General features: G+C 71.5%; 21 protein-coding genes. 3 read left to right on the forward strand and 18 right to left on the reverse strand.

All coding sequences use genetic code 11. The features are described 5' to 3' along the window. From OG892_RS18120 to OG892_RS18175, 12 genes are all read right to left on the reverse strand, one after another. Positions 1–1,191, reverse strand: coding sequence for a hypothetical protein (locus tag OG892_RS18120; RefSeq protein ID WP_371629690.1), 1,191 nt, complete (start codon positions 1,189–1,191; stop codon positions 1–3). 80 nt (positions 1,192–1,271) lie between these two features. Next, complete coding sequence (locus OG892_RS18125) at positions 1,272–1,847, reverse strand: SigE family RNA polymerase sigma factor (protein WP_024492460.1); 576 nt, start codon at positions 1,845–1,847, stop codon at positions 1,272–1,274. Positions 1,848–2,221: 374 nt separating this feature from the next. After that, positions 2,222–3,286, reverse strand: coding sequence for an aspartate-semialdehyde dehydrogenase (locus tag OG892_RS18130; RefSeq protein ID WP_073733547.1), 1,065 nt, complete (start codon positions 3,284–3,286; stop codon positions 2,222–2,224). Then, positions 3,283–4,554 carry an aspartate kinase gene (locus OG892_RS18135; RefSeq protein ID WP_073733546.1) on the reverse strand — a complete coding sequence of 424 codons (1,272 nt, stop codon included), beginning with the start codon at positions 4,552–4,554 and terminating at the stop codon, positions 3,283–3,285. Before OG892_RS18135 ends, OG892_RS18130 begins: the two co-directional genes overlap by 4 nt. Before the next feature lie 192 nt (positions 4,555–4,746). Further along, positions 4,747–6,189 carry a DHA2 family efflux MFS transporter permease subunit gene (locus OG892_RS18140; protein ID WP_073733545.1) on the reverse strand — a complete coding sequence of 481 codons (1,443 nt, stop codon included), beginning with the start codon at positions 6,187–6,189 and terminating at the stop codon, positions 4,747–4,749. A 47-nt stretch (positions 6,190–6,236) separates the two neighbouring features. Then, positions 6,237–6,584 (reverse strand): glyoxalase/bleomycin resistance/extradiol dioxygenase family protein, encoded by a 348-nt coding sequence (locus OG892_RS18145; protein WP_073733544.1) that lies wholly within the window; start codon positions 6,582–6,584, stop codon positions 6,237–6,239. A 1-nt stretch (position 6,585) separates the two neighbouring features. Further along, positions 6,586–6,765, reverse strand: coding sequence for a CopG family transcriptional regulator (locus OG892_RS18150; protein ID WP_073733543.1), 180 nt, complete (start codon positions 6,763–6,765; stop codon positions 6,586–6,588). A 70-nt stretch (positions 6,766–6,835) separates the two neighbouring features. Beyond that, positions 6,836–8,113 (reverse strand): hypothetical protein, encoded by a 1,278-nt coding sequence (locus OG892_RS18155; RefSeq protein ID WP_371629691.1) that lies wholly within the window; start codon positions 8,111–8,113, stop codon positions 6,836–6,838. Positions 8,114–8,132: 19 nt separating this feature from the next. After that, positions 8,133–8,435, reverse strand: a complete 303-nt coding sequence (locus tag OG892_RS18160; protein ID WP_242436536.1) for a chaplin family protein — start codon at positions 8,433–8,435, stop codon at positions 8,133–8,135. 195 nt (positions 8,436–8,630) lie between these two features. After that, positions 8,631–9,290, reverse strand: a complete 660-nt coding sequence (locus OG892_RS18165; protein ID WP_024492455.1) for a DUF5063 domain-containing protein — start codon at positions 9,288–9,290, stop codon at positions 8,631–8,633. A gap of 125 nt (positions 9,291–9,415) precedes the next feature. After that, positions 9,416–10,015 (reverse strand): recombination mediator RecR, encoded by a 600-nt coding sequence (gene recR / locus OG892_RS18170; RefSeq protein WP_024492454.1) that lies wholly within the window; start codon positions 10,013–10,015, stop codon positions 9,416–9,418. Between the two features lie 117 nt (positions 10,016–10,132). After that, the gene (locus tag OG892_RS18175) at positions 10,133–10,468 is read right to left on the reverse strand and encodes a YbaB/EbfC family nucleoid-associated protein (RefSeq protein WP_073733753.1); all 336 of its coding nucleotides are present in this window, start codon (positions 10,466–10,468) and stop codon (positions 10,133–10,135) included. 370 nt (positions 10,469–10,838) lie between these two features. Here OG892_RS18175 and OG892_RS18180 point away from each other — a divergent pair, with 370 nt between their 5' ends. Then, positions 10,839–11,624, forward strand: coding sequence for an SLATT domain-containing protein (locus OG892_RS18180; RefSeq protein WP_327337710.1), 786 nt, complete (start codon positions 10,839–10,841; stop codon positions 11,622–11,624). Between the two features lie 136 nt (positions 11,625–11,760). Here OG892_RS18180 and OG892_RS18185 read toward each other — a convergent pair whose 3' ends face one another. The 3 genes from OG892_RS18185 to OG892_RS18195 all read right to left on the reverse strand — a co-directional run bounded on the left by OG892_RS18185 (position 11,761) and on the right by OG892_RS18195 (position 14,772). Beyond that, entirely contained in the window at positions 11,761–12,411 is a 651-nt protein-coding gene (locus tag OG892_RS18185) for a hypothetical protein (RefSeq protein WP_073733540.1), read from the reverse strand. A gap of 121 nt (positions 12,412–12,532) precedes the next feature. After that, positions 12,533–13,294, reverse strand: a complete 762-nt coding sequence (locus tag OG892_RS18190; RefSeq protein WP_073733539.1) for a GntR family transcriptional regulator — start codon at positions 13,292–13,294, stop codon at positions 12,533–12,535. Between the two features lie 104 nt (positions 13,295–13,398). Next, positions 13,399–14,772 carry an aspartate aminotransferase family protein gene (locus OG892_RS18195; RefSeq protein ID WP_328866485.1) on the reverse strand — a complete coding sequence of 458 codons (1,374 nt, stop codon included), beginning with the start codon at positions 14,770–14,772 and terminating at the stop codon, positions 13,399–13,401. Between the two features lie 311 nt (positions 14,773–15,083). Between OG892_RS18195 and OG892_RS18200 the strand changes: the two genes are divergently transcribed. Continuing rightward, positions 15,084–17,189 carry a protein kinase gene (locus tag OG892_RS18200; RefSeq protein WP_371629692.1) on the forward strand — a complete coding sequence of 702 codons (2,106 nt, stop codon included), beginning with the start codon at positions 15,084–15,086 and terminating at the stop codon, positions 17,187–17,189. 103 nt (positions 17,190–17,292) lie between these two features. On the opposite strand, the gene OG892_RS18205 is transcribed toward OG892_RS18200, so the two are convergent. Continuing rightward, on the reverse strand, positions 17,293–18,639 hold the full coding sequence (locus OG892_RS18205) for a tetratricopeptide repeat protein (RefSeq protein ID WP_371629693.1): 1,347 nt from the start codon (positions 18,637–18,639) through the stop codon (positions 17,293–17,295). Beyond that, positions 18,636–20,129 carry a DUF4331 domain-containing protein gene (locus OG892_RS18210; RefSeq protein ID WP_371629694.1) on the reverse strand — a complete coding sequence of 498 codons (1,494 nt, stop codon included), beginning with the start codon at positions 20,127–20,129 and terminating at the stop codon, positions 18,636–18,638. The genes OG892_RS18205 and OG892_RS18210 overlap by 4 nt, the downstream gene beginning before the upstream one ends. A gap of 291 nt (positions 20,130–20,420) precedes the next feature. Between OG892_RS18210 and OG892_RS18215 the strand changes: the two genes are divergently transcribed. Then, entirely contained in the window at positions 20,421–21,113 is a 693-nt protein-coding gene (locus OG892_RS18215; RefSeq protein ID WP_371629695.1) for a hypothetical protein, read from the forward strand. A 100-nt stretch (positions 21,114–21,213) separates the two neighbouring features. On the opposite strand, the gene dnaN is transcribed toward OG892_RS18215, so the two are convergent. Next, entirely contained in the window at positions 21,214–22,350 is a 1,137-nt protein-coding gene (gene dnaN / locus OG892_RS18220) for a DNA polymerase III subunit beta (RefSeq protein WP_328866481.1), read from the reverse strand. Positions 22,351–22,489 lie beyond the last annotated feature (139 nt).

Raw genomic sequence — 22,489 nt, forward strand, 5'->3', positions numbered from 1 at the left:
CTACTCCTGCGGCGAAGGCTCCAGCGCGCCCGTCCGGTAGATCGTGCCCGCGCAGGCATTGCTGATCTTCGTCTCCGCGACCGGCGCTCCCGGCTCCGCCGTGTGCTTCACGGCGACGCTGCCCTCGGCCGTCCCCGGATCGTCCTCGCTGCCGAGCTGCGTGTCCGTACCCGTTTCGGTGTCCCCGGTCCCGCTGCCCGTGCTGGACCCGGCCGAGCCCACCGCGTTGCCGCCCGTACCGTCCGTCGGGGTCGGCGAAGGCGAACCGGCGGTCGTCGGACAGGTGTCCTCCGGAACCCAGGCGAACTGCACCTCGTACGCCGCCTCCGGCGCCAGCAGGACCGTCGCCTCCTCCTCCGCGGGATCGGGCAGCCCGGACGCCGCGTCCCCCGAGGTGTGCCGGACGACAGCGATCTTGGCCGGGTCCGCCGCGCCCATCGCCTCGAAGCCCACCGTGCCGCCGCTGCTCACCGAGCAGTCCTTGCCGGAGACGTTGGCGATCCGGAACGTTCCGTACACCGTGCCGTCGGCGCCGGTCGCGCCGGTCTTGGCGGAGGCGACCCCGAGCTGGTCGGGCGAGCAGACCGGCATACCGGCCGCCACGCTGGCCCTCGGATCGGCAGAACTGCCGACCGCCGCGCCCTCCACGCCCTGGCCGCTGCTGGCGGACGGGCTGGCCGAGGTGTCAGGTGCACCGCCGCCGACGTCCTTGTGTCCGTCGCTCCCACCGCCGTCGTCCGCGCCGCCGGAGCCCGGACCGGGCTCCTCGCCGCTGCCGCCCTGAGCCTGCTCGCTGTGACCGGCGACCGCGGGGCCGGCGGCGTTCGATCCCTCGGAGTTGGCGACATGGAGGAACGCGGGGACCGCGGTGCCGATGAGCAGGGCCGCCGCCGCCGCGCCCACGAGCGCCTGCCGCCGCCGGGCCCGACGGGCGGGCACCGCGCGGTACAGGTGGTCGAGGGTGCCGTCGCGGGGTTCGAGGCCCTGCACGGCGCCGCGCATCATCCGGCGCAGGACGTCCTCGTCGGCATCCGCACCCACGCCGACGTCAGTGCCGGTGCCGGCTGCGGCCCCTGCTCCGGCTCCGGCCCCGAAGAGCACGGTCAGCGGGTCGCGGTCCGTACCCGGGGTGCTGTCCGGGTTGGTGCTGCCCGGGGTGTTCCCCGGAGTGCTGTCCGGCCCGTGATTCACAATTCCGTTTCCAGTCCGGTCATTCCGATGTCCGAATGAGGGCCCGTGCCGGTGTCCGTGCTCGTGGCCGTCGCGCCGGCTCATGCCTGCGCCTCCATCACCACGCGCAGCGCCGCGATGCCGCGGGAACCGTACGCCTTCACCGAGCCCAGGGATATCCCCAGGGTCGTGGCGACCTGAGCCTCGGTCATGTCCGCGAAGTAGCGCAGCACCAGCACCTCCCGCTGGCGCCGTTGCAGCCCCCGCATCGCCTTGATCAGCGCGTCCCGCTCCAGCTGGTCGTACGCCCCCTCCTCCGCGCTCGCCATGTCCGGCATGGGCTTCGAGAGCAGCTTCAGCCCGAGGATGCGACGGCGAAGCGCGGAGCGGGAGAGGTTGACGACGGTCTGGCGCAGGTACGCGAGTGTCTTCTCGGGCTCCCTTACCCGGTTGCGCGCCGAATGCACGCGGATGAACGCCTCCTGCACGACGTCCTCACAGGACGCCGTGTCGTCCAGGAGCAGGGCCGCGAGGCCGAGCAGCGAACGGTAGTGGGCGCGATAGGTTTCGGTGAGATGGTCAACTGTAGTTCCGGCCGCCACGCTGTCTTCAGCGCCCTCGCGCTGTGACGGCAGCCCCGTCTGGCGCGCGGCGGGCATGGGCGCGATCACCGGCATGCCACCGGGCGCGCGGGGCCGTCGGAGCGGTCGCACCGAAGCGCCGCGCAGGGGGCCCACCACTGTGATATCGAGTACCTCTGCCACGCCAGTTGGACACGTTTCCCCCCGTCAGGGTTGTACGCATACGGCACCGCGTTTGACACCATGCGATATGCCTTCATACGTAACCGCTCTTCCCCAAATACCCCGAATGTGCGCCTCGCCGCGCAAGAAGTGACGGCTTAGACGCGTGCTGCCCGACCGGCGGTTGCAGCGGGCCGAAAGGTCATCGTCGGACACCGCTACGTCCCAGCTCAAGAGGTTCAGACCAGCAACTTGCTCACAGGTGCTTCACAGACCGTACAAAACAGGTTCGATCAGGACCGGGAAATTCAGGACGCGGGGAATTCGGCCGCCACGGCCTCGGCGATCTGCGCCACGTTGAGCGCGGCACCCTTGCGGAGGTTGTCGCCGCAGACGAAGAGCTCCAGCGCCCTCGGCTCGTCCATCGACCGGCGGACCCGGCCGACCCAGGTCGGATCGGTGCCCACCACGTCGGACGGGGTCGGGAAGTCGCCCGCACCGGGGCTGTCGTACAGCACCACGCCGGGCGCGGTCGCCAGGATCTCGTGCGCCCGGTCGACCGTGACCTCGTTCTCGAAGCGGGCGTGCACGGACATCGAGTGGGTGGTGAGCACGGGGACGTACACACAGGTCGCCGCCACCCGCAGGCTCGGCAGGTCGAGGATCTTGCGGCATTCGTCGCGGATCGCCAGCTCCTCGGACGACCAGCCGTCCCCGGCATCCGTCCCGGCCCACGGCACGACGTTGAGGGCGACGGGTGCGGCGAACGGGCCGCCGTGCGTGTCCCCCACGACCCGGCGTACGTCGCCCGGCTTCGTGCCCAGCTCACTGCCGGCCACCAGCGACAGCTGCTCGCGCAGGGCGGCGACGCCGTCGCGCCCGACCCCGCTCACGGCCTGGTACGAGGACACGACGAGTTCCCGCAGCCCGAATTCGGCGTGCAGCGCGCCGACCGCGACGATCAGTGCCAGCGTCGTGGAGTTCGGGCTCGCGACGATGCCGCGCTGTCTGATCCGGGCGGCGTGGGGGTTGATCTCGGGGACGACGAGCGGAACGTCGCCATCCATCCGGAAGGCCGCGGAGTCGTCGATGACGACCGCGCCCCTGGACGCGGCGAGCGGCGCCCAGCGTTCGGACACCGCGTCGGGTGTCAGGAACAGCGCCACGTCCACGTCGTCGAAGACGTCCTCGGAGAGTTCGAGGACCTCGGTCTCCTCACCGCGCACGACCAGCTTGCCGCCGGCCGAGCGCGGTGAGGCGATGAGCTTCACCTCGCCCCAGACATCCGCGTGTTCGGAAAGGATCTGGAGCATGACGCCGCCGATCGCCCCGGTCGCGCCGACGACCGCGAGCGAGGGGCGGCGTGCGGTCATCGGCCGGTGCCCCCGTACACGACTGCCTCGTCGGAGTCGCTGTCGAGGCCGAAGGCGGTGTGCACGGCGCGGACGGCCTCGTTGACGTCGTCGGCGCGGGTGACCACCGAGATGCGGATCTCGGAGGTCGAGATCAGCTCGATGTTCACACCGACGTTGGACAGCGCCTCGAAGAAGCCGGCGGTGACGCCCGGGTTGGTCTTCATCCCGGCGCCGACCAGGGAGATCTTCGCGATCTGGTCGTCGTAGCGCAGCGACTCGAAGCCGATGCCGCCGCGGTTGCGCTCCAGCGCGTCGATGGCCTTGCGGCCCTCCGTCTTGGGGAGCGTGAACGTGATGTCGGTCAGACCGGTCGACGCGGCGGAGACGTTCTGCACCACCATGTCCATGTTGATCTCGGCGTCCGCGATCGCGCGGAAGATCGCTGCCGCCTCGCCCGGCTTGTCGGGCACACCGACGACGGTGACCTTGGCCTCGGAGACGTCATGGGCGACTCCGGAGATGATCGCGTGCTCCACCTGCTGGTCCCCTAGCGGCTCGTTGCTGACCCAGGTTCCGCGCAGTCCCGAGAAGGACGAGCGGACGTGGATCGGGATGTTGTAACGGCGTGCGTATTCCACGCACCGGTGCAGCAGCACCTTGGAGCCGGACGCGGCCAGCTCCAGCATGTCCTCGAAGGAGATCCAGTCGATCTTCTGGGCCTTCTTGACGACCCGGGGGTCGGCGGTGAAGACACCGTCCACATCGGTATAGATCTCACAGACCTCGGCGTCCAGCGCGGCGGCGAGGGCCACTGCGGTGGTGTCGGACCCGCCGCGACCCAGGGTGGTGATGTTCTTGCCCTCCTGGCTCACCCCCTGGAACCCGGCGACGATGGCGATGTTGCCCTCGTCGATCGAGGTCCGGATACGGCCCGGCGTGACGTCGATGATCCGCGCTTTGTTGTGGACCGAGTCGGTGATGACACCGGCCTGGCTGCCCGTGAACGACTGGGCCTCGTGGCCCAGGTTCTTGATCGCCATGGCAAGCAGCGCCATGGAGATCCGCTCCCCGGCGGTCAGCAGCATGTCGAACTCGCGCCCGGCGGGCATCGGTGACACCTGCTCCGCGAGATCGATCAACTCGTCCGTCGTGTCGCCCATCGCTGACACCACGACAACCACCTGGTTGCCGTTCTTCTTGGCATCGACGACTCGCTTGGCGACGCGCTTGATGCCCTCGGCATCGGCTACGGAGGAACCCCCGTACTTCTGCACGACAAGGCCCACGTGCGCTCCTCGCTCAATCCATTGCTGTCGGCTCAGTTTAACGAGCAGTCCGGAAACGCCTCGCTGATATCAGATGCTGAGATGTCCCGCTCAGCACGTGATCACCGACGCGTCGTTCCGAACTGCTCGTACGAGGCTGTTGCCCGCCGATCGGCCGGGCACTCCCGTATGTGTCCCAGCCCACACGCCCGGTCAGGCCGAGGCGCCGAGCTCCGCCGGTTCCGGAGCCGTGCTCGGGCTGCCCTGCCTGCGTCGCACCAGGAAGCACGCGGCGGCGCCGACCGCGATCACGATGACGGGCAGGGCCAGGGTCGGCCGCATCGCGTGGACGACTCCCTGTTCGTACGTGACCCCTTCGTCCCGCAGCGCGGCGGCCAGCCGGTTCTGCAGTACGGCGCCGACCGCGGCGCTGCCGATCACCGTGCCGACCTGGCGGATCGTGTTCAGCACGCCGGAGGCCGCCCCGGCCATCGCCGGCTCCACGTTGTACATGGCGACCGTGACCATCGGGCCGAACACGCAGCCGATACCCACCCCGGACATGATCAGGGCGGGCTGGAACTCCCACCCCGTACGGCCGGCATCGGTGATCAGGGCCAGCCAGGCAAGGCCGGCCGCGAACAGGGTCAGGCCGGTCATCAGGACGTACTTGCCGCCGATCCGGTCCGCCAGCCGGCCCGAGAACGGTGACAGCACCGCCGACACCACCATCGCCGGCGCCATCACCAGTCCGGCGGTGAGCGCGCTGTAGTGCAGCACCGACTGCAGGTAGATCATCACCGGCAGGAACAGCCCGAGCATCCCGACCTGGACGGTCGCGGCCACGAAGCTCATGACCGCGTAGTCGCGGTCGCGGAAGAGCACGAAGGGGAGCAGCGGTTCGTCCCGTTGCCGGGTGCGCTGGTGGATCAGGAACACCACCAGCAGCAGGGCGGCGGCGCCCATCAGTGCCCGGACGCCGACGTTCCAGTCGTACCGCTGCCCCTCGGTGAGCGCGAAGGTGAGGCAGACCAGGGTCACCGCGGCGAGCACGACGCCCACGACGTCCAGTTTCCGGCGGTGGCCCGGCCTGATGTCGGGCACGAGCCGGACGGCCATCACCAGTACGGCCGCGCCGATCGGCACGTTGACGAAGAAGATCCACCGCCAGCCGGCCGTGCTGACCAGGAGCCCGCCGAGGGTGGGCCCCGCGATGGTCGCCACGCCCGCGACCGCGCCCCAGACGCCGAGTGCGACGCCCCGGCGCTCGGCCGGGAAGGTGCCGATGATGATCGTCATCGTCTGCGGCATCAGCGCCGCCGCGCCCAGCCCCTGCAGGGCGCGGGCGGCGACGAGCTGGGCGGGGTCCTGCGACAGGCCGCACAGCACGGATGCGGCGGTGAACAGCACGACACCGCCGATGAACATGGTGCGCGGCCCTCGGACGTCGCCCAGCCGACCGAACATGATCAGCAGTGCGGCGAGGACGAGGATGTAGATGTTGATCACCCACAGCACCTCGTCCAGCGACGCGTGCAGGTTGTCGATCATGCTGGGGATGGCGACGTTGACGGCCGTCAGGTCCAGCAGTGTCATGAAGAACCCCAGGCTGAGCGTCAACAGCACCGCCCAGGGATTGCCTCGCCAGCTGCTCATGCGTACCCCTCCGTTCCCTCCCGTGCCCTGTGGGGCGGCCGGCGACGTCAGCTCTTGGCGGGAGGAGCCTGAAGGCTCCACAGCCGTCCGTCGGGGTCCCGGACGGTCATCTCCCGGGTCCCGTAGTGCGTGTCCTCGAACGGGGTGACCACGTCCACGGCGGGATCGGCGGGGAAGGCGTCCGCGTCGGGCACCTTCAGGGCGATCTGCATGCCGGGCTCCCGGCTCTCGGGGACCTCGACAACGACGAGGTAGGCGCCTTCGCCGTTGCGGAGTACGCCGGATCCGTCACCTGCGGAGGTCTCCAGCTCGTACCCCAGCGCCTGGAAGAACCTCGCGGTCTTCCCCCAGTTGTGGGTCTCCAAGAACACTGCCTCGATACCTTCGGTTGTCATGTCATGACTCCTTTCCGGATGAGTGCTGCCGCTGCCCGTGGGCGTCGTCGAGGTAGGAGCGCAACGCCGTGGCCACCAGGGCCGACAGCGACATCTCCGTCTCGATCGCGTGGTGTTTGACCTGCCTGATCAGCTCGATCGGCAGATACACGTTGAACTGCTTGACCTCCGAATCACCCATGTGGGGAATGCTAGCATGCTAGCCCTCTAGCCGCACCTGATGGCCGGCGGTCCGGGGACGGCGTGAGGTTCTACCGGGAGGCGGCCGCACGGGCCGGAGCGCGTGCGGCGAGGAGGAGGTCCTCGTAGGTGTGGTGGCGGCGGGTCGTGCTGCGGTGGTGCAGCAGCCCGGCCGCGCGGACGTGCTCGCCCGCGTCCACGAGGGCGCGGGCGAGGGTGTCCTGGATGATCTCGCGCTCGACCCGGACCCCGCCGATCCGTTCCGCCTTCTCGCCCAGGGCGGTCAGCAGCTCCGCGGCGGCACGGGGGTGGCCTGCGGTGACCTCCGCCAGCGCCCGCACCACGGGGGCCAGGACATCGCGGAAGTCGGGGCGTTCGTCGGCGGCGGCCCGGCGGGCCAGGATGTGCAGGTCGTCGGTGGCGGCCTCCACGGCGAGCGCCAGGGCGAGGTTGAACGTATGGAAGATATCCGCCATACCGCCCGGAGCGGCGAGCAGTTCCCGTACCTGGCCCGGATCGCTCCGGCCGGCCGGTGACTGGCCGACCAGGAGCAGGCGCCAGTTCGTGGCGGCCCGCATGCCGACATCCGTGGACGCCAGCGCCGTGTCCGCCCGCCGACGGGCATCGGGGAAGTCGCCGCAGGCGATGGACTGCAGTGCGGCATGCCAGTTGAGGTGCCGCGACTGCACCGCCCGCGGGTCCGCCCGGAGCCACTGGTCCAGGAAGTCCGCCGTCGCGCGTCCGCTTCCCAGCTCGTGCTCGGCGTGCGCGAGGGCGTGCGCGGCCACCCCCGAGCGGGGGTACAGGTCCAGTGCGTGGTGGGCCAGTTCGTGCGCTTCGCGCACCCGGCCCTGCTCCGCCCTGGCCGAGGCCAGCCAGCTCTGCCACGGCCAGCTGTCCGGGCCGGCCACCGCCGCCTGCTGCTCGATCAATGTGTCGCCGTGCGCACGGTAGGCGGCGTCCCCGCAGGCGGAGAACGCGCCCAGCATGAGCCCGGCCTGCTCGTCGGCGGGCCACCTGGTGAAGTGCTCGACCAGGTGATCGGCGGTCAGCCGGTACTGCCGGTGGGTGTGGAGGAAGACCCCGTACGCCAGACTCGCCTCCCGCTCACCGGCCGCCAGCGCGTCCCGGTGCGCGATCGACAACTGCTGCTTCAGCACGGCGTCGTCCCACCGGTCACTGGTCGCCAGCGCCAGCAGCGCCCGCGCCACACCACAGCCCGGATCGTCACCGACCCACTGGCGCAGCAGGGGCAGCACCTGCCCGCTGAGGGAGAGCAACGCCTCCACCGCCCGCGCCTCCAGGCGCGTACCCGCCGCTGCCCCGTTCTCCGGGGTCCGCCCGGTCACCTCGCGCTCGCCGGCCTGTTCACACGCTCGACATGAAGACGGCCGTGCAGATGATGCCGCTGTTGCCGCAGTGGTTGCGCGGCAGATCCAGCGGCAGCCCGGCCAGGTTGCCGCTGCCCACCCCGCTGCCGGTCACCGTGGTGCCCTCCGCACGGGCAGCGCCCTGGCTGACGCAGGTGTTGCCGAACGTGGCGTTCCCGATGCCGATCACGTTCGCGTGAGCGGCCCCGACCGGGAGCAGCGCCGCCCCGGCCACCGCACCCAGTACCGCGGCCCGCGCACCCGCACGTCCCGCGACACCGCCCGCACTTCGCGTCTCCACGCCCATCGCGCTCCTCCTTCACCCGGAACCGCGTCCCGGTGCCCGTACCTGTACGGATGACGTCGGCCGGAGGGATTCCGGCCGCACCCGCACAACGACGGAACCCGGCTCACGACACGTGGGCATCACCCGGGATCCGGCGAAAAAGGAGACTCCGCTACTTGAAGGGTCCTCCGGTGCTCGAAGGAGACTCCGCTACTTGACCGGGCGCAGCCCCAGCGGGCCCGCGATCTCCTCGACCATGACGCGGCCCGCCTCCTCGGCCAGGTCGTCGTCGCCGGCGTCCTGGTCGGTGTCCAGGCCGTCGAGGGCCTGGAGGGGCTGGTTCAGGCGGATGTGGGCGATCAGGGACTGGAGGGCGCGCAGGGCGGCGGAGGCGGTGGAGCCCCAGTTGGAGAAGTAGGAGAACTGCCACCACCAGAGGGCCTCCGTGGTGCGGTCCTCCTCGTAGTGGGCCAGGCCGTGGCGCAGGTCGGTGACCAGGTCGGCCAGGTCGTCGGAGATGCGGGCGGGGACCGGGGCCTTGCGGGGCTCGTACGGGTCGAAGACCTCGGAGTAGACGTCGATCGGCTCCAGCAGGACCGCGAAGCGCTCGCGCAGTCCGTCCGCGTCCGGCTCCGCGCCGAGGTCCGGCTCGTAGCGCTCGTCCGGGAGGATGTCCTCGTACGCGCCCAGCCGGCCGCCCGCGAGGAGGAGCTGGGAGACCTGGAGCAGCAGCACCGGAACGGCTTCTTCCGGCTCCTCGACCTTGGACACCTCGGTGACCGCGACGATGAACGTCTTGATCTGGTCGGCGATCTGGACCGCGAAGTCGTCGGGGTCCTGGGTGACAGTGTTCAGCGTGGCGTCAGACATCGCGGGGACCTCCCGTGGGCACGGTCGCAGACGGTGAGAAGAACATAACTGCGCTGAACGTAAAGCCGCCGTGAGGCCTCGGGCAAGAGGCCGCGGGCGGGGCCGGGAGGGAGACCGGCAGCGGGTCAGACATCGAGCAGACGCCTCCCCTCGAAGGCGCGGCCGAGCGTGACCTCGTCCGCGTACTCCAGGTCGCCGCCCACCGGAAGACCGCTGGCCAGCCGGGTGACCCGCAGGCCCATCGGCTTGATCATCCGCGCCAGGTACGTCGCGGTGGCCTCGCCCTCCAGGTTGGGGTCGGTCGCCAGGATCAGCTCGGTGATGGAGCCGTCGGCCAGCCGGGCCAGCAGCTCGCGGATGCGCAGATCGTCCGGACCCACGCCCTCGATGGGGCTGATCGCCCCGCCGAGTACGTGGTATCGGCCCCGGAACTCCCGGGTCCGCTCGATCGCGACGACGTCCTTCGGCTCCTCCACGACGCAGATGACCGTCAGGTCGCGGCGCGGGTCGCGGCAGATCCCGCACTGCTCCTGCTGCGCGACGTTGCCGCAGATCGCGCAGAAGCGGACCTTGTCCTTGACCTCAAGCAGGGCGTGGGCCAGCCGGCGCACATCCGTGGGCTCCGCCTGGAGGATGTGGAAGGCGATCCGCTGCGCGCTCTTGGGACCGACGCCGGGCAGCCTGCCCAACTCGTCGATGAGGTCCTGAACCACGCCTTCGTACAACGGAGAGCCTTTCCTGCCGCCTGGTCGGCCGCGTCGTGGTACGTACCGTAGGGGGTGCGTACCGTCTTGGGTATGTCCTCGGACATGCCCTCGGTATGTCCTTCGGTGGGTCCTGGGTCAGAAGGGGAGACCGGGCATGCCGCCCAGGCCCTGGGCCAGCGGGCCCAGCTTCTGCTGCTGGAGCGCCTGGGCGTTCTCGTTCGCCGCCTGGACCGCCGCGACGACGAGGTCCGCGAGCGTCTCGGTGTCCTCCGGATCCACCGCCTTCGGGTCGATCACCAGGCCGCGCAGCTCGCCGGAGCCGGTGACGGTCGCCTTGACGAGACCGCCGCCCGCCTGGCCGTCGACCTCGGTCCTGGCCAGTTCCTCCTGGGCCTCCGCGAGGTCCTGCTGCATCTTCTGGGCCTGCTGCAGCAACTGCTGCATATTGGGCTGACCACCACCGGGAATCACGGTCACTCCAGGCATTTCGACGACAAATGTTTCGGTACGCCGAGCCTACGTTGTCCCCGGGCGGCGCGCCCCACCCACTGACGAGCAACTCTTTCGAGTGAGATCGAGTCAGTGATGGCAGGACTCCTATACCTGATCACAGGCCCCGCACACCCGGGAATACCGCGATTCCGACCCCGCGGCCCACCATTCGGCGGTAGGAAGGGCATGCGTCCCGGTACGCGCACGTGCACCAGCCGTCACGCAAGGTTACGCATGGGGCACTGCCGGTCGCAGCGAGCGTCAGTGAGCAGAGGGCAGAGATCCCGCCCATCGTCGAGGACGCGGTCGACATCACGCGTCGCAATGCAGCATGCAGAGGAGTACCCCGGTGAGTCAGCCGGAGATGCAGCCCGAAGGGCCGCCCCGCAACGATTCCGGTGTGCCCGGTCCGGCCGGTTCCGCCACTCCTGCCGGTACGGGCTCCGGCGCACCGGGCCGGGATCTGACCGGAACGCCCTTCCCGCTCGGCGACTGGGGCGAACCCGCCCAGCGGCTCGACGAGCTGTACCGCTGGATCGAGGCCGACGCGCTGCGCACCGCCGACTGGTATCTGGGCGACCGGGTGTGGAAGCGGCGCGCGGCCAGGGTGCTGCGGATGGGGACGGCCGTCGGTGCGGTGGCGGGCGCCGCGCTGCCGCTGCTCGATCTGACGGGGGCGCTGCACGGCGCCGCGGGCTGGGGCTATCTGTCGCTGCTGCTGGGCGCCGCGTGCATGGCGTGCGACCGGTACTTCGGCCTGACCTCCGGCTGGATAAGGAATCTCGCGACGGCACAGGCCGTGCAGCGCAGGCTCCAGGTGCTCCAGTTCGACTGGGCCTCGGAGTGCGTACGGGAGGTGCTCGGCCCGACCGAGGGGACGGCGAGCGAGGCCGCGGAGCGGTGCCTCGGTGTGCTGCGGCGGTTCTCGGAGGACGTCACGGAGCTCGTCCGGTCCGAGACGGCGGACTGGATGGTGGAGTTCCGGGCCGGTCCCGCGCCGATGGGGATGCAGGCGCTGGTGTCCGGCGGCCAGAGCGGCGGGCGGGCGGAACCGGGCGCGCAGCCGAGGTTCCCGCTGCAGTCGATGGGCCGGCCGAACATGCCCCGGCAGCGGCCGCCGGAGTCCCCGCGGTGATCGATGACCGGTGATCGATGACCGGTGACGGGTGACCAGTGACCGGTGACCAGTGACCGGTGCGGGGCTCCGGCGGACGTCTCGGGCTACGGCTCGTCCGTGTGCTCGTCCGTCAGCTCGTCCGTCAGCTCGTCCGTCAGCTGAAGATGATCATCGAACCCTGGGCGAGGCTGCGGGTGACCGCCGCGTGCAGGCCGAGCCAGACGTGGCGTTCCCGGGCGAACGGGTTGTCGTCGTAGGGGATCGGGACCGCCGGTTCCTCCAGCTCGGTGGGGGCGGCGGGCGGCAGCGGGGCGGCCGGTGGATTGGCCGGATCGATACCGATGGACGGGGCGACGAACTCCAGCTCCCTGAGCAGCCCGTGCGCGGAGCCGAGCGGGCCGCCGCCCTCCAGCAGATCGTCGCTGGAGATCGGGTACGCGAAGTCCAGGGGGACGTACGCGCCCGCGTGGTCGTAGTGCCACACCAGGTGCGACTGCTGGGCCGTCGGCTCGAACATCTCCAGCAACTGCTCGTAGTCGCCGCCCAGTTCGTCCACGGGCGTGACGGCGAGGCCGCTGATCTGGAGCAGGTAGGCGCGGCGCAGGAAGTGCAGGGCGTCGTAGTCGAAGCCCGCGACCGGGGCCACGTCTCCGGTCAGACCCGGCATGTAGGCGTAGACGGGTACGGGCGGCAGTCCCGCCGCACCCAGCGCCTGGTCGAAGACGGCTATCTCTTCGGCGAAGGGGTTGTCGGGGCTGTGGCACAGCACATCGACGAGGGGGACCAGCCACAGGTCACAGGCCACGAAGTCTCGCTCTCCAACGGGTGCGTGCAAGGGTCGGGACAGCGTAAGTCCGGACAGCGTAATGCGGTCGCCACGCGGCGGACAGTGTTCCCCCATGAGCGACTTCGGGTAACGGCGCCGCTCAGGCCTCCGGCCCCGCAGGATCAGGGGCCTCTTCCGCCCCGGGCGGCGGTGCGTGGCCGAGGTGGTCCGGATCACCGGCCGCCAGCCGGTCCGCCCAGTTCAGCGCGTGGCCGTTGTAGTGGTCGACCACCGCGCTCAGCGCCTCGCGGTCCCGGAGCGTGACCGCGGCGACGAGGTCCGAGTGCCCCTGCCAGAGCCAGTCCCGTACGTCCGCGTCGCCGCGCAGGTACGGGACGGCGAACACCCAGGCCTGGACCCGCAGCCGGTGCAGGAAGTCACCGATGTACGCGTTGCCGGTGAGCGCGCCCAGCTCCCGCCAGAACCGCAGGTCGTAGCCGATCAGGATGTCGAGGTCGCCGCCGCGGGCCGCGCGGGCGGCCTCATCGGCCCGGCGGCGTACCGAGACGAGCGCCTCCCGGTACCTCGCCTGCCGTTCCGGGGACGGGGGCTGCTCGCGGAAGACGTCCCGGATCACCCCGTCCATGACCAGGGTGCGGGCCTCCACCATCGCCCGGTAGTCCGCGACGGAGAACTGGTGCACCCTGAATCCGCGGTGCTGATCCGATTCGAGCAGGCCCTGCGCGGAGAGGTCGAACAGCGCTTCGCGGACGGGCGTCGCGGAGACGCCGTACTGCTCCGCGATCTGCTTGACGGTGAATTCCCGCCCCGGCTGAAGACGCCCCGAGAGCACCTCGTCACGCAGCGCGTCCGCGATCTGCTGCCGCAGCGTACTGCGGGTGACAGCTCCGCTCGCGCGCATGAGCGCCCCTCCCCTGTTTCGGTTTCGGCCACCTTAGACCGAGCCCGCCGGCCGGGCCGGTGGGGAGGGGACGGGGGAAGGGGCGCCGCGCGCGGGCGGTGGTGCTACGCGGTGTACCCGTCGGCCACCGCCAGTGCGGCGTCGAGTGCCGCCAGGCCCTCCTTGGCCTCGGTCTCCGTGACGTTGCAGGCCGGCACGGCGTGGGTGCGGTTCATGTTGATGAAGGGCCACAGACCGTGCTTCTTGGCCGCCGCCCCGAAGGCCGCCATCGGGGCGTTGGCGGCGCCGGTCGCGTTGTACGGGACGAGCGGCTCGCGGGTCTCCTTGTTGCGGACCAGCTCCAGCGCCCAGAACGCGCCGAGTCCGCGGACCTCACCGACGGAGGGGTGGTTGGCGGCGAGCTCGCGCAGACCGGGGCCGAGGACCGTCTCACCGATGTGGGCGGCGTTCTCGATGACCTTCTCGTCCTCCATCACGTGGATGGTGGCGACGGCCGCCGCACAGGCCAGCGGGTGGCCGGAGTAGGTCAGCCCGCCCGGGTAGGGGCGCGTCTCGAAGGTGGCGGCGATCTCGGCGGAGATGGCGACGCCGCCGAGCGGTACGTAACCGGAGTTGACGCCCTTGGCGAAGGTCATCAGGTCGGGGGCGACGTCGAAGTGGTCGGCGGCGAACCACTTGCCGGTGCGCCCGAAGCCCGCCATCACCTCGTCGAGGACGAAGACGATCCCGTACCGGTCGCAGATCTCACGGACACCGGCGAGGTAGCCCGGCGGCGGGGTCATGATGCCGGCCGTGCCCGGGATGGTCTCCAGGATGATCGCGGCGATGGTCGAGGGGCCCTCGTAGGCGAGGGTGTCCTCCAGGTGCTGGAGTGCGCGGGCGCACTCCTCCGCCTCGGTCTGCGCGTAGAACGGCGAGCGGTAGAGGAACGGGGCCCAGAACCGGACGACGCCCGCCGAGCCGTTGTCCGACGCCCAGCGGCGCGGGTCGCCGGTCAGGTTGATCGCGGTGGAGGTGGCGCCGTGGTACGAGCGGTAGGCGGACAGCACCTTTGTGCGGCCGGTGTGCAGCCGGGCCATCCGGACGGCGTTCTCGACGGCCTCCGCGCCGCCGTTGGTGAAGAAGATCTTGTCCAGGTCGCCCGGCGTGCGCTCCGCGATGAGGCGGGCGGCCTCGGAGCGCGACTCGATCGCGAAGGCGGGCGCGAAGGTCGTCATCCGCCCCGCCTGCTCCTGGATCGCGGCGACGACGGTGGGGTGCTGGTAGCCGATGTTGGTGTAGACGAGACCGCTGGTGAAGTCCAGGTAGCGGTTGCCGTCGTAGTCCCAGAAGTACGCCCCCTCGGCGCCGGCGACGGCGAGCGGGTCGATCAGGCCCTGGGCGGACCAGGAGTGGAACACGTGCGCGCGGTCGGCGGCCTTCACGGCCGCGCCGGCGGCGGGGTCAGCGGCGGCGGCATGACGGGGATGAGGGGTCATACGGCGAGCGTAGGCACCGTCGGGCACGGCCCGGTATGGCCACCTTGTATATGGAGGGGGGCGGGTGGTTCGGCAGGGTGTCGGGTCGCCGCGCGGTGGCAGGTGCCCGGGACGGTGCCGGCCGGAGCGCCGCCGGTCTCCGGGACGGGCCGCCCGTCCCGGGACCATGGACGCGGTGCACAGCCCGTCCTGATCCGGGCGAAAGGCCCTGACTCCGGGCACGGACCGGCCACCACCCCCCGCCGGGGCACGACCGCGCCGCTATTCTCGACCCGTTCGGCGTGTGGCCGTACGGGGGAGGACTGCACACCATGGAAAAGCTCGGCTCCGTAGATCCGCAACGCATCGGCGCCTACCGACTGCTGGGCAGACTCGGTGCGGGCGGCATGGGTCAGGTCTATCTGGCCCGCTCGGACCGTGGGCGCACCGTCGCGATCAAGCTCGTACGCGAGGAGCTCGCCGAGCAGCAGGAGTTCCGCGACCGGTTCCGGCGGGAGGTGATGGCCGCTCGCCGGCTCGGCTCCAGCTGGACCGCCCCCGTGCTGGACGCCGACACCGACGCCAACGTGCCCTGGGTCGCCACCGGTTACATCGCGGGCCCGTCCCTCCAGACCACCGTCTCCGGCCGCACGATCATCTCGGCGGGCCCCGCCCCCGGCGCGTACGGGCCACTGCCGGAACGCTCGGTCCACATCCTGGGCAACGGTCTCGCGCACGCCCTGCGGGCCATCCACACCGCCGGGCTCATCCACCGCGACCTCAAACCGTCCAACATCCTGCTGACGATCGACGGCCCCCGGGTCATCGACTTCGGCATCGCGCGGGCCCTCGACACCGTCACCGACGGCGGTCTCACCCGCACCGGGGCGCTGGTCGGCTCCCCCGGTTTCATGTCGCCCGAGCAGGTGCGGGGCGAGCCGGTGACCACGGCGTGCGACGTGTTCTGTCTGGGCTCGGTGCTGGCCTACGCGTCGACCGGGCGGCTCCCGTTCGGCGACTCGGCCAGCGGGGTGCACGCGCTGCTGTTCCGGATCGCGCAGGAGGACCCGGACCTGACCGGGGTGCCGGTGGACCTGGTGGAGCTGATACGGGATTGCCTGCGCAAGGACCCGGCGGCCAGACCGACGCCCGACGAGATACTGGACCGGCTGGCCGAGGACGACACCCCGGAGCCCTGGCTCCCGGGCGCGCTCATCGCCCAACTCGGCCGGCACGCCGTGGAACTGCTCGACTCGGAAGACCCTGAGGACGCGACCGACGCGGCGGACGCAACGGATGCGGCGGAGCCCGGGGGTCCGGAAGCGCCCGGACAAGCGGCGGAAGCGGACGAAGCGAAGACCCGTGCGGACACGGTGCCGGGCGCGAACCCGCAGGACCCGCAGGGCGCGGTCCCGCAGGGCTCGAACCCGCAGGGCGCCGTCCCGCAGGACACGCCGCCCCCGGCGCCGCCCACCGTGGTCGGCCCGCCGCAGCCCGCCCAGCCGGACCCGGCCTCGTATCCGACGGCGACCCCGGCCCCGGGGTACGGAGCGACGCCCACGCCGGGGTACGGAGCGACGCCCGTTCCGGGGTACGGAGCGACTCCCGCCCCGGGGTACGGCTATCCGCAGCAGCACGCCCCCAACCAGGGCCCGGTCCAGGGCCAGGGCCAGGCATACGGATACCCCCAATCGCCCCCCGTCCAGAACCAGGCGTACGGCTACCCGCAGCAGCAGCCCCTGGGCCAGGGCCAGGCGTACGGCTACCCGCAGCAGCCCGATCCCGGCGCCACGCCCCCGTACGACCCCCGGTATCCCCCCGGCACCCAGCCGCCCGCCGCCGATCCGGCGCGGCGGCGGAACGGCTGGACCGTCGCTCTCGTGGTGATCGCGATGCTCGTCGCGATAGGGGCCGGCGGCTCCGTCTACGCGCTGATGAGCAGCAGCGGCGACACCACGGCCGCCCCGAAGCACTCCAGCACGCCTTCTCCCGCGAAGGGCTCCTCCGGGGCCAACTCCGGTTCTCCCGACGGCAGCCAGGACCCCTCCCCCACCGACGACGGGGGGAACGGCGACGAGGACGGCATCCCCGAGGGGTATCTCGGCACCTGGTCCACCGGCATCGACAACGCCGTCGGCCACTCCACCCGCCAACTCGTCATCCAGCAGGGCGGGGTCGGTGACACCGTCCTCAGCCTCACCGCGGAGGGCCCGACCGACACCGGCGGCCCCTACCGCTGCGTCTTCCAGGCGGATCTGACGGACGTCGTCACCGGCGACGCCCCGCTCCGGATCGGCCCCTCCAAAGTGACGCTCGGCGAGCCCATGTCATCCTGCACACCGGGCGGCCCGACCACGCTCACCCTGCTCCCGGACGGCACCCTGAGCCGCGAGAACACGGACAGCGGCGAGACGCTCACGTACACGAAGTCCGGCTGAGTCAGGCCGGGCCGCGCAGCATCAGGCCGACGCCCACCGCTCTCAGTGTCCGTGATCCCGTCCCGGGCGAGCCGCAGCCCGTCGTAGTGGTTGAGGCCGGAGTTCAGGTCGTCTTCGTGTCGGTTGCGTGCCGCTCTCGCGTCGGCTTCAACAGCCTTCGCGCCAGCGGTGCGTGGTACGGGGAGAAGTCCGGGTTCAGGGCGAGCGCCTCGCGCAGGTGCCGGTCGCCCTCGGGCAGCCCGAGGGCGTGTTCGATCGCGCCCCGGTGGTACCGGAAGAGCGCGTTGCCCCAGCCCGTCCTGGCGGCCTTGCGGGCGTATCCGACGGCTTCCGCGTCGTGCCCCGCGCGGTGCAGCGCCCAGCCCAGGGCGTCCGCGACGATGACGCTCCGGGCGCGCTTCCACTCGCCCCGCATGAGCTCCACCGCGACGTCCGGGTCGCCGTGGTCCGCGACGTACAGCGCGAGATGCGGATCGACCGCACCGCCCGACGCCCGCAACAGCCGCACCTCCGCGTCCAGCGCCGCCTTCTCCGACCGCACCGATCCGCCACTACTGCTACTACTACTGCCGCCCAACTCCACCGCCTCCGCGAGGAACTGCGGCAGCGGTGCCCGCCCGGTCAGCTCCCGGTACATGCCCAGGGCCTTCGAGCGTTCACCGCGCACGGCGAGCACCCTGGCCAGTCCGGCCTCCGCGTACGCGTAGCCGGGTACGGCGTCGGCCGCGAGCCGGAAGTGCCGCTCCGCCCGGTCCACCGCGCCCTGCGCCCAGGCCAGTTCGCCCAGCCTGGCCTGGGCGAAGGCTCGTTCGTCGGCGGTGGACGCGCTGTCCACCGCCCGTTGGAGGGCGATCGCGGCGTCCTTCGGTCTGCCGTTGGTCTCCAGGTCGTAGGCCGCTCTGCTGTACGCCGCGCCGGCCGGGGCGATGTCCAGCAGGCGCTGCACCGCGGCCCTGGCCGCCGGGTAGTCACCGAGCTGGATCTGCGCGTCGGCCAGTACGGCGTAGCCGTCCGCCCGGTCGGGTGCCATCCGGGTGGCGCGGAGCCCGAAGTCGCGGCCCTCGGCGAACGCGTGCCGGGCGTTGGCCACCACCCCCTGACCCGTCACCGCCGCGTAGTTGTCCGTCTTCTGAAGGGCCAGGGAGCGGCGCAGTGCCTCGTCCGCCGCGTCGAGGCGGCTCGCGTCCAGGGTTACCCGGGCCTCCTCCGCCTCCGCGCGTGCCAGGCCCGACCAGGCTGTGGGGTCGTCCGGAGCGCGCTGTGTGCGCCTGCGGGCGGTGGCGACCGCGAGCCCGGCGGTGGCCGCCGGCGCCGAGCCGGCCTGCGGGGCGGCGGCCTGCGGGGCGGCGGGCACCGGGTGCGGGTCCTCGGCGGGACCGAGGTACAGCAGTCCCACCACGCACCCGGCCGCGGCCACCGCCCCGCCGACCGTCAGGAGCGAGCGCCTCACGGGCCCGCGTGCGGCAGGTTGAGATACGGGAAGGTGCGCTGCGCGTCCGCGACCTCCAGGGCGGCGACCGGCTTCGGAAGCAGTCCGGGCGGTGAGGGCTGCGCGGGCTCGCCCTCCAGCATCCGCAGCAGCGGGCCGTCGATGTTGTCGTTGAGCCGGCGGCCGTTGGGGAATCCCTGCCGGTCGCCGTCGAGCACGCCCATGGGCTGCGGGGCGGCGGTGACCGGCGTCGTCAGGTTGAGCCGGAGCTCCTCGGCCATCACGATGCGGCCGGGGTCGGCGTCCGCGTTCATGGTGTGGGTATTCAGGTCGAAGCCGAACGCGGAGCCGTTGTCCTTGCCGATGCCCTTGAGGAAAAGAGCCTGGATGTCGGTACGCGGTGTGGCCGGCGCCTTGAACCCCTGAGCGGTCTGGATGCGGTGGGGCGGTACGGGGTCGAGCGTGTCGGCCAGGAACTCGTTCTCCAAGTGGTCGTCCTTCGGGGCCCGCGCCTGGAACCGGTCCTCCGGCCCGCCCGGCTTGAAGAAGCCGACGGTCGAGCCGTACACCGTGAACGCGAGGTGCGGCGTCCCGGCCCGCGCGACCTGCCGGAACACCGGTGCCTGCTTCGCCAGGCTCCGCCCGAGGTCGGCCCCCTGCCGCGACACGCTCGCCCACACGCCGATCACCGGATTGCGCTCCGGGTCGCCCTTCAGAGCCACTTCCCGCTTGGGCACCTGGATGATCAGGCTGTTCACGTTGAGCGCCGACAGCGGCTGGGCATCCGGCAGCCAGCCGGGCACGGGACCCCGGGTGCCGAAGGTGTACAGCCCGAACACCTGGCTGTCGGCCTTGAACGAGTCCGCCACCTGGCTCGCGAGGGTCTGGCCGCCGCCCGGCAGGCTGCGGATCGCCTGACCGCGGAGCTTTCCGTAGTCCGGCATGAGGAACCGGCCGGTGTCGGTGGGCGCGGCGATCGCGTCGTTCAGCAGGGTCGTGGCGCCGCCGTCCGCGGTGATGCGCTCCAGGGTGTACTTCTGGCGCACGCCGAGCGACCTGTCGTCCAGCGAAGTCACCGGCGTCGGGCCGACCTTGGGGCCGAGCCCGAAGGGCCTGCGGTCGTCGTCGCGGAACGTCCAGCGGTACGTGGTGTCCGGCGCCCCGTCCCCGTCCGCGTCGGTGTGGATCTCGTACCGTGCGCCCGTCGCGAAGGGGTAGTCCACCAGGGCGTTCGCCGCGGTGCCCGGCAGCTCGAAGGGCCGGACGTTCGCGACCAGGGTGACCATGTCCGCGTTGTCGGGGCTGCTGAACGCGTAGACGTCGGTGAGGTCGGCCGCGGTGTCCGTCAGGGACGACGGCGCGTCGATGTGCCCGCCCGCCTCACTGCTTCCGGTGAGTGGCCCCCAGAGGGACGCGGCGGTCAGCGCGGCGCCGGTCGCGGCCAGTGCGGCGGCGCGGACGCGGGGGACTCGTCGTGGAAGACGCGTTGGCCTGAGGCCAGTTGCGGGCATGCTGCGCTCCAGTGGTCGGCGTTCGGGGTACGCCCAGAGTGGTGCGTTGTTGATCATGGCGGGGGATCACCGCGCCGGTCAGACCCGATCGCGTGGTCGTTTCCGTCGAATAGGTGAGGCGCAGTTTGATCATGCGCACATGTATGCATTGATGGACATACCCGACAGGCGAGCGAGTCGATGACCCGGGCAACCGTTGCGTCGTCAACTGGATTTTGCTCGAAACCTGTTGGAACTTCCCGGACCGCCGCGTCCGACACCCCCCACCGCTTCACCAGAGCTGGAAGGTTCATGAGTATGCACGCAATCCGCCGCCTCGCCGTCCTCGCCGCAGTCGCCGCCCTGACCGTGCCGTTGGGCATGGCATCGGCCGGGGCGACCGCCGCCCAGGTCCCGGCCGCCCGCACGGCGGCCGCCGATCCGCTTCCGGGCGTGTACCTCTCGCCGTGGGGTGACGCCGATGTGGAGCTCAGCGACGAACTGCTGGGCTGGATGCGGGACCACGGCATCACGCTGGACGCCATCAGCCCCTTCGCGATGGCTCCGGACGGCCGCAGCTTCTCCATGCCGATCGGCTCGACGGCGGGCGACGGCCTCGACTCCCAGGGGCGCATCTTCTACCCCGGCGGTCTCAACTTCCACCACGCGGCCTCCGGCAAGACCATCACGCTGAAGCCGACCTACATCCGTGTGATGCCGACACCCGGCTACTCCGCGGGCGTCGCGGTGAACGGCGTGCCGCTCACCGACGAGCTGATGATCGCGGACACGACCCCCGCAGAGACGCTGGCCGGTGCCCGCCCCAGCCTCACGGGGTGGCGGCTGGAGAAGGTGCCGTTCCGCATCACGGCCGAGGCATCGAGGATGTTCGCCCAGGTGACCGGTGACGAGGGGCCGCGCGTCGGCAGTCTTCTCGGCACGCTCACGCCGAACTTCGACTACATCCCGGGCCGCACCTCGTCCACCGGCTTCCCCAGCTTCTGAGCCTCCCCGGCCGCCGCCTTCCGGACCTCCGCCCCTCCCGGGCCCGGTCCCGGTCCGGTGCCGAGGGCTGCCCCGCGCCCCCCACTCGCGGGGCAGCCCCTCAGACCAACGGCCTGACCGACATCAGCAGATGCTGGTGCGCGGGCGGCAACGTCCCTTCCGCCGTGTCCAGCGCGTCCTCCTGGGTGTCGTGCCCGGTGAGCATGGTGCGCTGCCCCGGGCCCATCAGCCGGAACCGGACGACCGGTGCGTCGAACGAGGCCAGCGCGTCCATCAGGTACGCGGGGTTGAAGGCGACCACCATCTCCTCCGTTCCCGCGAGCACGGCGGGCAGCCGCTGGGACGCCACGTCGTCCTCGTAACCCGCCTGGAGCAGCACCGAGTCTCCGTGGAAGGCGAATTGGAGCGGGCTGTCGTTGTCCGCCACCACCGAGACCCGCTTCACCGCCTCGACCAGGGGCTCGCGCTCCGTGACCGCCGTGACCGGGTCCCGCATCGCGAACAGCTTGTCGTGGCGCGGCAGCCGGCCGTCCAGGAGCCGGACCGTGGTGCGCGTCCCCGCCAGTTCGAATCCGGCCGAGCCGCTGTCCAGCGCCAGGCTGACCATGCCCGCGCGGCCGAAGGAGCGGGCGATCTCGGTGAGCCGGCGGGCCGAGACCACGACATCGGCGCGGACGTCCGCCGCAGCGGGCTTCCAGCCCAGGGTGCGGACGGCGAAGCGGTAGCGGTCCGTCGCCGCCAGGGTCATCCGGTCACCGTCCAGCCCCAGCCGGATCCCGGTGAGCGTCGGCAGGGTGTCGTCCCGGCCCGCCGCCACCGTGACATCCGCGACGGCCGCCGCGAACTCCGCGCTGTCCACCGCGCCGAGGACCTCCGGCAGCGGCGGCAGCGAGGGGTAGTCGTCGAACGGCAGCACCGACAGGCCGAATCCGGCTCCGCTGCCCGTGACCGTGAAGCGGGAACCCTCCACCGCGCACTCCACCGCGCCCTGGGGCAGCACCCGGCACACGTCCAGCAGTCGGCGGCCCATCACGAGCACCTTGCCGGGCCGCAGGATCTCGGCGTCCACCTCGATCCGGGCGGACGCCTCGTAGTCGAGGCCGGAGATGCACAGCCTGCCGTCCGCCGCTTCCAGCAGCAGACCGCCCAGCACGGGAACGGGTGACCTCGTGGGCAGCACCCGGGCCGCCCAGCCGACGGCGTCGGCCAGTGCGCCGCGCTCGATCCGGAACTCCATGGTGGTGACCTCTCCTCGTGCGCCGACGACCATCTCTGGTTCCGACGCTAAGGGTCACCACTGACAACGCGGCTCTCGGCGGAGAAGGGCGGCTGCGCCGACGGCAGCGGCCACCCCCGTGAGCCGCTGCCGTCGTCCC

This window comes from Streptomyces sp. NBC_00341 (genome assembly GCF_041435055.1).
Classification (GTDB): Bacteria; Actinomycetota; Actinomycetes; order Streptomycetales; family Streptomycetaceae; genus Streptomyces.